At 54.2% G+C, this 12,828-nt stretch carries 10 protein-coding genes and 1 riboswitch; of the genes, 5 read left to right on the top strand and 5 right to left on the bottom strand.

Going from position 1 to position 12,828, the window contains the following annotated elements; all coding sequences use genetic code 11:
- Positions 1 to 19: 19 nt before the first annotated feature.
- Positions 20 to 2,029 (bottom strand): glycosyltransferase family 2 protein, encoded by a 2,010-nt coding sequence (locus R6H26_RS16970; protein WP_404783988.1) that lies wholly within the window; start codon positions 2,027 to 2,029, stop codon positions 20 to 22.
- A 149-nt stretch (positions 2,030 to 2,178) separates the two neighbouring features.
- A riboswitch (cyclic di-GMP riboswitch) is annotated at positions 2,179 to 2,271 on the bottom strand.
- A gap of 498 nt (positions 2,272 to 2,769) precedes the next feature.
- Between R6H26_RS16970 and R6H26_RS16965 the strand changes: the two genes are divergently transcribed.
- A complete protein-coding gene (locus R6H26_RS16965) occupies positions 2,770 to 3,882 on the top strand; it encodes a peptidylprolyl isomerase (protein ID WP_404783986.1) in 1,113 nt (370 codons plus the stop codon).
- Here R6H26_RS16965 and R6H26_RS16960 read toward each other — a convergent pair.
- The 3 genes from R6H26_RS16960 to R6H26_RS16950 are packed head-to-tail and all read right to left on the bottom strand — an operon-like array spanning position 3,879 to position 4,644.
- Positions 3,879 to 4,073, bottom strand: coding sequence for a DUF4351 domain-containing protein (locus R6H26_RS16960; RefSeq protein WP_404791357.1), 195 nt, complete (start codon positions 4,071 to 4,073; stop codon positions 3,879 to 3,881). The two genes, R6H26_RS16965 and R6H26_RS16960, sit on opposite strands and share 4 nt — an antisense overlap.
- Positions 4,074 to 4,111: 38 nt before the next feature.
- Positions 4,112 to 4,306, bottom strand: a complete 195-nt coding sequence (locus tag R6H26_RS16955; RefSeq protein ID WP_404783984.1) for a hypothetical protein — start codon at positions 4,304 to 4,306, stop codon at positions 4,112 to 4,114.
- Positions 4,303 to 4,644 carry a hypothetical protein gene (locus R6H26_RS16950; protein WP_404783983.1) on the bottom strand — a complete coding sequence of 114 codons (342 nt, stop codon included), beginning with the start codon at positions 4,642 to 4,644 and terminating at the stop codon, positions 4,303 to 4,305. Before R6H26_RS16950 ends, R6H26_RS16955 begins: the two co-directional genes overlap by 4 nt.
- Positions 4,645 to 5,068: 424 nt before the next feature.
- Between R6H26_RS16950 and R6H26_RS16945 the strand changes: the two genes are divergently transcribed.
- From R6H26_RS16945 to R6H26_RS16930, 4 genes are all read left to right on the top strand, one after another.
- Positions 5,069 to 5,848, top strand: coding sequence for a hypothetical protein (locus R6H26_RS16945; RefSeq protein ID WP_404783981.1), 780 nt, complete (start codon positions 5,069 to 5,071; stop codon positions 5,846 to 5,848).
- A gap of 97 nt (positions 5,849 to 5,945) precedes the next feature.
- Positions 5,946 to 6,641 (top strand): glycerol-3-phosphate 1-O-acyltransferase PlsY, encoded by a 696-nt coding sequence (gene plsY, locus R6H26_RS16940; RefSeq protein WP_404783979.1) that lies wholly within the window; start codon positions 5,946 to 5,948, stop codon positions 6,639 to 6,641.
- Positions 6,642 to 6,870: 229 nt separating this feature from the next.
- A complete protein-coding gene (locus R6H26_RS16935; protein ID WP_404783978.1) occupies positions 6,871 to 8,661 on the top strand; it encodes an ABC transporter ATP-binding protein in 1,791 nt (596 codons plus the stop codon).
- Between the two features lie 46 nt (positions 8,662 to 8,707).
- The gene (locus R6H26_RS16930) at positions 8,708 to 10,498 is read left to right on the top strand and encodes an ABC transporter ATP-binding protein (protein WP_404783976.1); all 1,791 of its coding nucleotides are present in this window, start codon (positions 8,708 to 8,710) and stop codon (positions 10,496 to 10,498) included.
- Between the two features lie 160 nt (positions 10,499 to 10,658).
- On the opposite strand, the gene R6H26_RS16925 is transcribed toward R6H26_RS16930, so the two are convergent.
- Positions 10,659 to 12,809 carry a polyribonucleotide nucleotidyltransferase gene (locus R6H26_RS16925; RefSeq protein ID WP_404783974.1) on the bottom strand — a complete coding sequence of 717 codons (2,151 nt, stop codon included), beginning with the start codon at positions 12,807 to 12,809 and terminating at the stop codon, positions 10,659 to 10,661.
- Between the last annotated feature and the right edge of the window lie 19 nt (positions 12,810 to 12,828).

Raw genomic sequence — 12,828 nt, 5'->3', positions numbered from 1 at the left:
CATGGCGATCGCCCAGCGGTCATGAAGATGGCGATCGCAATTCGAATTCATTCGCTCCCAATATCTTCGGGCGATCGCGGCTCGTTTTCCAAGCGCTCCAGAGCCATCCCAACACAAAGGGCAGCCACAGCAGAAGCCGCTCTGGCTCCGTCAAGCGCCAATCGGGGAGACGGGACGGCAACGCGAAGTAAATAAATGCCGATAAACTCGCCCAGCGCGCGCCCCAATTTTGGCTGGGCACCGCAAAGGGAATCATCCAGGTAAAGTACCAAAAATGGACGATTGGGGTCAGCAATAACAACCCAAACCAGTACCCTTCCGCAAACGACAGAAACCGCTTCGACCGCAACCCCAACCAGATAACGTAGAACGCCAAAGGCACCCCAAAAATCCAGTTCGCCTTCAGGGAGTACGGCCAAACCTGGGCTACAAAATGGGGGATAAACTCCGCACTGCGCCCGTAGGAAACAAAGACAGAACCCGTCGGAACGAGCGGACAACTGTTAACGCTGCAAAAGGGTAGGGCAAACAAGGCCATCGGCAGAAGGCCAGCCAGCCCAATACAGACCGTTTGCCAAAGCTTCCGTTCCCAGAGCGATCGCCAAATCAAAAATCCCAGCATCGGTAGAGACATCCATTTAATCGCCACGCTGACCCCGACGAGCACCGCACTCCAGAGCCAGTCCAATGCACGCGGATTGCGATCGGCGACCAGCCAAGCTGCCACGAGCGGCAAAATAAACCAGCTATCGTAGTGCGCTCCCCCCGCAAAACTGTAGAGGATGATGGGATTCCATCCGTAGAGGAGGGATTTTGCCGCGCCAAACCGACGCCAGAGCAGCCAACAGACCCCCACATCTGCCAGCACAAAAGCCGCCTTAAAGAGACTCGCGTTGAGGGAAAGCGCGGCCAGCCAGCGAAAGCCGAACTGCGTAAGGGGAGGATAAATGGCGGATACATCGAGATGGTTGATTTGGGGCCACCAAACGGTGCGAAAAGCTTCCAGTTCTGGCGCGTTGGGTGCCAACTGGAAAGGATTGAATCCAAGATTTTGAATGTGCCCTTCCCAGAGGTATCGCCATAGGTCATCCCCAGGGACCATGGGAAACAAGAGCAGCCGCGCGAGGAGGGCAACACCCCAAAACCATCCGGCGGAAAGGTGCTTTACGGGCCAGGACAGCATATACCCCAATCCCATGACTCCAGCCCCAATCCAGAAGCGATGCAGGGTTGCGACCTCTCTAAAATTGCCGTAGGGCTGCATCAAAATACAGCCTAGGACTAGGAATAGCGTACTCAGCCAAAGCCAGTAGGGAAACTGGGGCAGACGCCGTCCGTAGAGCTGCGCGAGGGTGCCCAGAATAAAGCGGCCTGCCTTAAAACTGCCGATTAACGTGCCGCTGATTTTTGACTGTCCGCCTTGACGCGGGGAATAGGCCACGGGCAATTCGCAGATCCGCAGCCCCAGTTCTACGGCGCGCACCTGCATTTCTACGGTCCAGCCAAAGGCTCGATCTTGCATGGCAATTTGTTCTAAGGCCGATCGCCGGATCAGGCGCAGGGGGCCGAGATCTCGATAGGAATGCCCCCATCCCCACTGGATGAGCTGAGTGGCTAGGCGGTTGCCAAATTGCTGAACGGGGGTGAGGACGGCACGGCCTTGGGCCGTAGCGGTGCGATCGCCCAGGATGAGGTCGTGGCGATCGCGGTGCTCGAAAAATTGCGGGAGTTGGCTGAGGTCGTCGCTGCCATCGCCGTCGCAAAATAAAATCCATTCAATTTCTGCGGGCATGGCTTGGAGTCCCCGCCAACAGGCCTGACCGTAGCCGCCTTCGGGTTCGTCTAAGACTTCTGCCCCGGCAATAGCGGCTTGCTGTGGGCTGTCGTCGGTACTGCCATTATCGACGACTCTGATATGCTTTAGACCCCGATCCTGTAGCCGACGAACGACTTCGGCGATCGTCTCTGCTTCGTCGAGCACAGGCACGATCGCCAAAATGTTGTCCAAATCCAGGGGTGTTAGGGGCATAGCGACTCAATGACGAAACCGAAGGTAACGACTGCACCGATCGGATTCTGGATCGGCAATCTGTGGGTGCTTGCCGCCTTTGTCGTTATGGAGAACAACGAAGCGAGTCAGGGCTTGCGTGTTCGTGGATGGAGAAGAAGGAAAGTCCCTTCGACACTAGCAGCATCCATACCCTAATGCTTATTGGCTTAGGTCTGCTATTTTGCGCGCTGTCCTTTCGGAACAACTTGCCTTTTCGGGGACTACGTGGGCTATACGGGGGGTATGACAGCCCAATCAATGAATTCAATATAGGGTCTTATCCATCGTGGGTTAAACCGAGAATTTACGAGACTTTGAGAGGATTTATCCGCTCAGGTGTCCGTAGGATTGCGGATGCGGTTCTACATCCTCCGGTCATTGCTGGGAAAAGGATACATCAGATTGTCTGAAAGCCATACAAAACAATCAGTTTAAGGATTGTGTGGAAACCATGATATAAACCTTCAGGCACGAATCTGGTGCGCCAAAAGAGGCGGTTAAGGGGAATTGTCTTGGCCCTGAGGCGGCGGAAGGCAAGAGGCGATCGCCCTCGATTTTTTGCGCGATTTTGGCTGCCGAAACGCTTTCTAGGTAAACCTTCTCAATAAATAGTAGCGGTCTGGGTAACTCGATGGTTTAGAGTGGATCTGAGGGACGAAAGGTCCTGCTGAGGTGCTTAATGCACGCCGCAAACGCTAACGAGAGATTTGCCTCATCCCATGATTACTTTAAACGGATTAAAACGAGCAGTTCGGCTCGGCTCCTATGCTTGTCTGGTGTTTGGACTCTGTTTTGCGCTGTGTCTGCCAGCCCAGGCAGGAGTTTTGGTGGCGGCCCTGCCCCCTGGTAATGCCGTGACCGATCCGCGATCGCTGTTGCGGCTGGCGTTGCCCTTTGAAAACGACTCCATTCGCCAAGTTCAGCGCAGCATTGAAGATATTACCCCTCAGATCCGGGCCAGGCGATGGTCTGCCATTAATGGCGATGTCGCCAAGGCCACAACCACGCTGAGCCGGCACAAGGACGAGATTCTAGCTAGCGTTCCGGAGTCGCGGCGATCGCAGGCCACGGAATTAATTGACAAAATATCGACGGGTTTGACAGATCTGAAATCCATTACGGAGGCCAAGGATGGCGAACGACTCAACGAGAAGAAAAATGAGGTGCTGGATACCATCGGCACCTTAGAAGCTTCCATGGTCGAAAAATTTCCCTACGAAGTCCCAAAAGCTTACGACACCTTCCCCCAGCTTAAGGGAAGAGCGACGGTTGCCATCGAAACCAGCAAAGGAACCCTCACTGTCGTCGCCGATGGCTATAGCGCTCCGGTCACGGCGGGCAACTTTGTGGATCTAGTGCAGCGCGGTTTTTACAATGGTCTTCCCTTTACCCGGTCTGAAGAATCCTACGTGCTGCAAACTGGCGACCCTCAAGGTCCTGAGGTTGGCTTTGTAGACCCCACCAGCGGGAAATATCGATCTATCCCGATGGAAATTTTGGTCCAAGGCGATAAGGTTCCGTTTTACGGATCCACTTTGGAGGAAGCGGGACGCTATTTAGACAATCCGGTGCTGCCCTTTTCCGCGTACGGTGCAGTGGCGATGGCACCGCCAGATACGGACCCCAATGGAGCGTCTTCGCAGTTTTTCTTCTTTTTGTTTGAGCCAGAACTGACCCCAGCAGGGCGCAATCTTTTAGATGGTCGTTATGCGGTGTTTGGTTACGTGGTGTCGGGGCAAGAGGTGTTAGGCGAAATCAAAGAAGGCGACAAGATTGTATCGGCGAAGGTGGTTGATGGACTTGAAAACTTTGTAAAGCCTAAGGTGGCCTAAAGCAATCGATCTCGATCGAGGGTCAACGATTGAATCTGAGATTGCAGTGCGGGCGAAATCTCTCCAACGCATCGGTTAAGTTGACGAAGAATGACGGTTTCCGCCTTTCTCCCTCTCCAGCAAAAGACCCTATGCGATCCTTTGCCACAGAGATTGAGGTGGAGCCGATCGCGCGAAGAAGGCGATCGCAGAGTGCTAGCTGAGCTGAAAAGCTCGTTCTAAATTCAGATCATAGATTGAGGAGATGCTTTGCTTTATTCAAGCGATAGCGATAGGTTGAAGAAGAACGCATATTCTGCTCTAACTGGGCAATTAGGTCATCCAAAATCAAGATGCTTGCATCGGCCCGTGTGCAAATGTCTTGAACCTGAGCCGCGCGCTGTTTTACGGTTTCAAGATCTGGTGGTGAGATCTGCTGAGTCATAGAAGATTCCAATCCCGTTTTGTTTCTGCAAGGGTTGCTTCTAAAGCATTAACTGTGACCTGTTCTTCTGCGGCAACCATCAGTAAATCCAGCATAGCAGAGTCGACTATGGGCTGGGCTTCGGAAATTCTTCGCAGAATCGTGAAAAATCGGGAATAATAAGCATCTGCTCGGTCTCTGGTGTTATCCAGTTGTTCTAAGTCGGTGAGAGTTGTTTCTGTCTCGCCGTACCGTTCTAAAATCAGGAAACTCAATGCTGTAGCCTGATGAAGAATTCCTAACAGCCTTCGCTGTAGCTCTAGCACTACGGTTGTTATTTCTTCGGGAAGCCGAGCCATTAATTCTCTATATCAACCTCTCCATTTCAATATTGAAAATACAGCAACTGGTGCCAAATCAAAGGCAAATGTTTGCCGACGTTAAGCAAAGATTGGGGCGATCGCCTTAGATCGAGAACCGATTGAGAGCCTCCTTGCCGCAGTCTCATTGCTCTACCGCATGACGACGCTCCAGCTTCTCAATGCTCAGAACCGTCATGACGAAGCAGATTCATCAAAAATGCTTGGCTCGTTCAGCAGAAGTTCCATGCGCTCATGACGGTGTCCCAGTTTTGCTAGAGTTTCAGCAGTCTTCCGATAAAATACTCTGAAAAGCAAGCGGAAGAACTTCAAAATGAAGTCTTAGCCACAGTTGGTTTTCTGCAACGAGAAAGCCCAAAGCTCTCTCGTCGCTGTAAGTTTAACCAAAGAGGAATCAATAGCGATGGTTCAAACAACTTACGCCGCACCAGTTGATGCACTCCTCAGCGTCGGAGAACCCCATGGAAGAAAGTGGGCAGATTACCTGACGCAATTTAACCTGACAGCAGCAGATATTCCAGAGCTGATTCGGATGGCGACCGACTCAGACTTGAATTGGGCTGCTTCCGAGAGTTTAGAAGTCTGGGCACCCGTCCATGCATGGCGATCGCTCGGTCAACTGAAAGCCGAAGCTGCGATTAAGCCCCTTATAGCCATTTTCAACGAAATGGACGATAGCGATTGGTTTCGCGAAGAGATGCCAGAGGTTTTTAGTTCGATCGGCCCAACTGCTATTCCAGATGTGGCCGAGTTTTTGGCTAACCCCAAGAATATGTTTTCGTCTAGATGGATGAGTGCTGAGATTCTCGTCCAAATGGAACACAAACATCCTTCAGCCCGCGACGAGTGTCTCAGCGGGTTGATTCAGCAGTTGGGTCAATACTCCAAAAACAGCCGAGAGCTGAATGGCGCGCTCATCTGTGCGCTCATTGACCTTGAAGCGAGAGAAGCCGCACCCTTCATTGAAGCAGCCTTTTCTGCCAAGCGAGTAGATACTTCAATGGCTGGGGATTGGATAGAGGTGCAGCATGCGTTAGGGTCGCTCTCCCGATCGGACGTTTACGAGCTTCGTAACTATGTCGATGCCGAGCACCTAGAGGCTAAAGCGACAAAACTTAGAGAATCGGCTGGAGGCTTTGGAGGAGCGATGAAAGCCTCTAGCAAAGGAAAGAAGCGGAAATAGAGCATGCCTTCGCAACGCTCTCGGCTCAATCCCAAAACGGCGATGTCCAGCCTATGAAAGAATAGGATGACATCATCGTAAGCGTTAGGAACCCCTCATGCCGCTCATTGCACTTTGGAGTTTGGGCAATGCTGCCCTATTGATTGCTGCCTATCTGCTAGGGTCTATTCCTACAGGCTACATTTTGGGCCGCTGGCTCAAGGGCATCGATATTCGCGACCACGGGTCGGGTTCGACGGGGGCGACCAATGTATTGCGGGTTGTGGGCAAAGGACCTGGAGCGACGGTTTTAGCGGTAGATATGCTCAAAGGGGCAGCGGCGATCGCCCTCACTCAACTGGTCTACCAACCCAGCTCTTCCTTCCTGACTTGGGCCCCCTCAACGGTTGACCCCACCCAATGGTTCCCCTGGATTGCAGTCTTAGCAGGACTTGCGGCGGTGTTGGGGCATAGCAAGTCTGTGTGGCTGAAATTCTCGGGGGGGAAATCTGTGGCGACGGGCTTGGGACTGTTGCTGGCACTCAATTGGCAGGTAGGGTTATCGGCCTTTGGAATATTTGCCGTAGTGCTTGCCCTGTCTCGAACTGTATCTCTCAGTTCCATCTTGAGCGTGAGTTCGGTGCCTTTGCTGATGGTGGCGCTCCACCAACCCTTGGCCTACGTACTTCTGGGCCTTGTGGGAGGCAGTTATGTCGTGATACGTCACCGCAGCAATATCCAACGGCTATGGGCTGGCACCGAACCGCGACTGGGCCAGCAACGCGCAGATCGAGACCTAAATCCAGACGTATAGCGATCGTTTTTTTCAGACTGTCGTCAACGGTCGAAGATCTCAAAAAGTGCCTATATTGCCGGATATTGAGGAATTTAGGCTAAAAACAAGAAAATAGGTCTAGGGACGAACGAATGACTGTCGCCTCTTTCGCTCGCTAATTTTAAGATGTTGCAATCCTCAGGGTCAAAGATACGCTAAAACCAGAGAGACTCTTCCTTTCAATTCGTCCCTCCAAGGCTAGATTCCCTTGTTCCAGCATCCCGAACGCCCGCATTCCTCTCCCATGCATTCGCTGCTGCGAGTGCTTCAGAGTTTATCGGCCTATCGTTGGCTCTCCTTCGGGTCTTTGGGCAGTTTGCTCTGTCTGACGGCAGCCAATGCTATCACTCCGCAGTTATTCCGGTGGGGAATCGATCGGGGGATTCAAAAACAAGACCTCCAGGTCGTACTGTACAGTGCCGGTGCAATGGTATTGGCGGCTATCGGTCGCGGGCTCTTTAACTTCGGTCAAAGTTTCTGGGCTGAAGCCGCCTCCCAAGGCGTTGCCTACGACCTGCGCAACCGGATCTTTAGCAAAATCCAAAACCTGAGCTTTAGCTATCACGATCGAGCCCAAACCTCGCAACTGCTCACCCGCGTCACCAACGACATCGAGCAAATCCGTACCTTTGTGGGGACTAGCCTGGTTCAGGTGATTAGCTCTTTAGTGACGCTGGCGACTATCGCCATCGTATTGCTGGTCATGAACTGGCGGTTAGCGCTGATCACGCTGACGGTGGTGCCCATGACAGGGTGGTTGCTGGCTAGGTTTTTTACGACCAATAGCAAACTGTTCGGGCAAGTTCAGGAACAACTCGGCAACCTGAACGCAGTGCTCCAGGAAAACTTGATCGGCATTCGGGTGGTCAAAGCGTTCGTGCGCGAAGCCGCTGAAGCAAAGCGCTACACCGTCATGAACGATGCCCTCGTAGAAACCAGCATGAGGACCATCCGCGCCATCCGCAATACCTTTCCGTTTGTGTTTCTCCTCAGTAACTTGGTGACGCTGGCGGTATTCGGCTACGGCGGGTCCGAGGTCATCGGCGGTCAATTTTCAGTGGGCGAATTGGTAGCGTTTAACGCTTACCTGCTGCTCATTTTGCAACCCATTCTGCTCATCGGCTTTGCTGCCCCCGCGATCGCCCAGGCCGCTTCTTCCGCCGAACGGGTCTATGAAGTGGTCGATGCCGAAGTCGAAATCCGCGATCGCCCCCATGCCGTCCCCTTTAGTGCCTGTGCGGGTCGCATCACCTTTGAGAATGTCTTCTTCCGCTACCCTGGCGCGACCGTCGAAGCGCTCAGAGGGGTTTCCTTTGAAACCAAGCCCAAGGAGCTGATTGCGGTCCTGGGCATGACGGCATCCGGCAAAAGCACCATCATGAACTTGCTCCCCCGCTTTTACGATGTCACTGCCGGATCGGTGCGGATCGATGGCACAGACGTGCGCGACTTTTCCCTGAAGAGCCTGCGATCTCACATCGGCATCGTGTTTCAAGAAACCACCCTATTTTCCGGCACTCTTCGCGAAAACATTGCCTACGCAAACCCCAACGCATCCCTCGAGCGCGTGATAGAGGTCGCCAAGGCCGCTCAAATGCACGACTTTATTATGGGCTTGCCCGACGGCTACGAAACGATCGTGGGAGAGCGGGGCGTGGGGTTATCGGGAGGACAGAAGCAGCGCGTGGCGATCGCCCGTACCCTCTTGACCGACTACAGCATCTTGATTTTGGACGACAGCACCTCCGCCGTGGATGCCCAAACCGCCGTTCAAATTCAGGCGGCACTCGACGGTCTGATGCGTCAAAAAGCCTGTACGACCTTTGTCGTCGCGCAGCGCATCAGCACCGTTCAAAATGCCGACCGCATTTTACTCATGGATAAAGGTCGCTTAGTCGGACAGGGCACCCATACAGAACTCATGCACAATAGCCCCCTCTACGGCGCAATTCTAGAATCCCAGGTCAAACAAGCACCTGGATCGACCGCCGCGCTATAGCCGTCGTTCTCGCGAGATCGCGGTCGCGAGCAGAGAATGAGAACCCATGAGAAGTATTGGCCCCATGATAGTCTCGGATCGAAAAGCACAGAACCAGCGCTCTACCCTGCGGCGCTTTCTACAGTACCTGCACCCTTACCGAACAGAAATCCCGATCGCCCTGACCCTGGTTTCAATTGGGGCAGCCACTCAAGCCATCGGGCCGTTTTTGTTGGGATGGTCGATCGACCATGTCATCGCCCAAGGCAACCTGCAGGGATTGCTGTTGCTGTTGCTGTTGCTGGCGTTCATTTATATCTCGGGGATTTGGGCGATTCGGGGCCAAATTTTGCGGGTTGGTTCCATTATGCAGCGGCTGTTGGCCCAACTGCGCCAAGATATTTTTGTCAAAATTCAGAGCCTGCCCCTCAGTTTCTTCGATCGCAGCGAAGCCGGGGACTTAATGAGCCGCCTGCTCAACGACGTGAATACCGTCAACCAGGCTTTCGGGCAAACCGTAGCTCAAATGCTGGGTAACCTGTTGAGCTTGGTAGGTATTGTCATTGCCATGCTGGCCATCAACCTCCAGTTGGGGTTATTGAGCAACCTAGTGGTACCGCTGATGATTTTTACCACGGGACTGTTTTCCCGATGGGCTAGAGCTAGATTTCGGGTCACGCGCCAAACCATCGGAGACCTCTCGGCCAAGCTCGAAGAAGACATCGGCAGCGTGCGCGAAGCCCAAGCGTTCAATCGGGTTCAGCTCAATATCGAAGAGTTCGACCTGCTCAATGCAGCCAATCGAGATGCAAACGTGCAGGCCGTTGCCATCACCTCGGCTTTTTTGCCGTCCATCGATTTTCTCAACACCTTAGCGACGGCAGGGGTCCTGGCCTACGGCGGCTATTTGGCGGTGACGGGCGCGGCCACGGTGGGGGTGGTGACTTCGTTTTTGCTGTACGTGCAGCAGTTTTTTCGGCCCATTCAAATCCTGAGCCAGTTTTATACCCAAGCCCAATCTGCTTTTGCAGGGTTGGAACGGATTTTTCTGCTCCTGGACGAACCTTCAGAGTTGCAAGATGCCCCGGATGCTTCAGAGATGCCTGCCATTAAAGGAGAAGTTGTCTTCGAAGCCGTAAAGTTCGGATATACGCCCGAGCAACAGGTCCTCAAAGGGGTTAATTTAGTGGCGCACCCCGGTCAGACGATCGCCCTAGTGGGGCCGACGGGCGCGGGCAAAAGTACCATCATCAACCTGATCCTGCGCTTCTACGATGTCTCCGGCGGTGCCGTCAAGATCGACGGAATCGACGTGCGGAGCGTGACCCAGCAGAGCCTGCGCCGTCAGATTGGCATTGTGCTCCAGGACAATATTTTGTTCAGCGGGACGGTGGCTGAAAATATCGCGTTTGGAATGCCCGAGGCCTCCCAGGCTGAAATTGAAGCCGCTGCCCAAATGGCAAACGTTCACGAGTTCATCACGTCGCTCCCTCAAGGGTATGCCACGCAGTTGGGAGAACGGGGCGCGCCCCTCAGCCAAGGTCAGCGCCAGCTCATTAGTATTGCCCGAGCAGTGCTGATCGACCCCCGCATTTTGATTTTGGACGAAGCCACCAGCAGCATCGATACGCGGACCGAAGTATTGGTGCAAACGGCGATCGCCCGTCTGTTAGAGGGCCGCACCAGTTTTGTAATCGCTCACCGCCTCAGTACGGTAACGCAGGCCGATCGGGTCTTGGTCGTTCAGCAAGGCAATATCGTCGAGCAGGGCACCCATGCCGAGCTGGTGGCGCAGCAGGGGATTTACGCCAACCTCTACGCGCTCCAAATGACAGCAGCAAATCCGGCGATCGTTTGAGAGAACGCATACCGAAGCTCGAATGGGCACAATCTTTCGATTCTGAAAGATTGTGCCGATTGGAAAAGCCCTCTGCAATGGCAGAGGGCTAAGACGTAAAAGACCATTGGATCTTTTACATCGGACCTTTGACATCGGGGCAACCGATTGAGACGGCGTCTTACTCCGCTGCACTACCGGCACGAGCGGCAGCGGCTTCTTCAGGGTGGATGCCAAGGCGCGTCAGGTTGATGCGACCGCGACCGTCGATTTCGCGGATTTTGACCACGACTTCGTCGCCCACATTCACCTCATCCTCCACCTTGCCGACCCGGTAGTCCGCAAGCTGAGAAATATGGATCATGCCTTCCTTTCCGGCCATGATTTCCACAAAGGCCCCGATCGGGATCACGCGAGTCACCTTGCCCAGGTACACATCCCCCGCATTCAGCCGTCGCGTCATGCCCAGGATCATGTTCTTTGCCCGCACGGCCTTTTCTTCGTCGATGGACGAAATGGTGACGAGGCCGCTGTCTTCGATATCGACCTTGGCCCCCGTTTGCTCCGTGATGCCCTTGATGGTCTTACCGCCCGGTCCAATCACCAAACCAATCTGGTCTGGATCGATCCGGATGGTCAGCAGCCTTGGGGCAAAGGGCGACATGTTTTCGCGGGGCGCGGCGATCGCCTCTAGCATCTTGCCCAAAATATGAATCCGAGCAGGCTTGGCCTGATGGATGGCTTTCGCAATGGTATCGAGGGCTAGACCCTGGATCTTCATATCCATCTGAAGGGCGGTAATGCCCGTATCGGTTCCGGCCACTTTGAAGTCCATATCGCCCAAGAAATCTTCGATGCCCTGGATATCCGTCAGCACGCGAACTTCGTCGCCTTCTTTAATCAACCCCATCGCAGCGCCGCTCACGGGCTTCGTCAGGGGAACCCCCGCGTCCATCAAGGAGAGGGTAGAGCCGCACACGGAACCCATGGAAGTAGAACCGTTGGAGGAGAGTACCTCGGACACGACGCGGATGACGTAGGGAAACTCTTCTTTAGTGGGCAGTACGGGCGTGATGGCCCGCTCTGCCAAGGCACCGTGGCCCACTTCGCGGCGACCGGGCGATCGCATCGGTCGGGTTTCGCCGACGGAGAACGGCGGGAAGTTGTAGTGGTGGAGGTAGCGTTTCTTCTCGTCGGGATGGAGGTCGTCCATCTCTTGAGCGTCGCCAGGGGTACCGAGGGTAGCCAAAGAGAGCACCTGGGTTAACCCGCGATTGAACAATCCGCTACCGTGGACGCGCCGGGGCAATACCCCCACGCTGCAATTGATGGGACGCACCTCATCCAGCTTGCGACCATCTACGCGCACGCCCTGCTCCACGATCTGGCGGCGCATGAGAGATTTGGTAATGCTTTTGAAGGTTTTACCAACCGCCTTAGCATTGGCTGTAGCGGCAACTTTCACCGCATCTTCGTCGGGCAGTTCGGCAATCTCTTGAACCAAGGTTGCTTTCACCTCGTCCAGGGCTGCATCCCGCACGACTTTGTCTTTTTCGAGCCGACCCAGCACGGCTTGGACGGGAGCGGTAACGCGATCGCGAATGAAATTTTCCAGGGTTGGATCCTCTTGAGGCGGCTGCGGCATTTCCACTTCTAGACCCAGCTCGGTTACGATCTCCTGCTGGGCTTTGATCAAATCCATGACGACTTCGTAGCCAAACTCAATCGCCTCGATGATGTCTTCTTCAGAGACTTGGCTGGCTCCAGCCTCGATCATCACGATGCCTTCGGGAGAACCCGCGATCACCAAATCCAGATCGCCCGCTTCAATTTCGGCATAGGTCGGGTTAATGATAAAGTCATCGCCGACCAAGCCCACCCGGACGGCTGCCATCGGCCCGTAAAATGGAATCTTTGCCAGTAGGACGGCTAGAGATGCCCCCGTCACAGCCAACACATCCGGCGGGACGTTCTCATCCATCGAGAGGGTCGTGGCCACCACCTGGATATCGTCGCGCATCCAATCTGGGAATAAGGGGCGCAAGGGGCGATCGATGAGACGGCTGATCAGCGTTGCCTTCTCTGGCGGACGCCCTTCCCGACGTAAAAAACCTCCTGGAATCCGACCTGCGGCATAGAGCCGCTCTTCGTAATCGACGAGCAATGGCAAAAAATCAATGCCTTCTCGACCGCTTGCCCGCGTTGCTGTGACTAAAACTGATGTATCACCCGACTCAATTAGGACACTTCCTCCCGCCTGTGGCGCAAACCGTCCAATGGTGAGCCGAATATCCCGTCCATCAAAGGATATTGACTTGATTATTTCTGACATTCAGGTTTCTTTTTCCTCT

This window comes from Altericista sp. CCNU0014 (assembly GCF_044923475.1).
In the GTDB taxonomy this organism is placed as follows: domain Bacteria; phylum Cyanobacteriota; class Cyanobacteriia; order Thermosynechococcales; family Thermosynechococcaceae; genus JAAURS01.
Note: the sequence above shows the minus strand (reverse complement) of the source record. Positions and strands in the feature narration are given on the sequence as shown.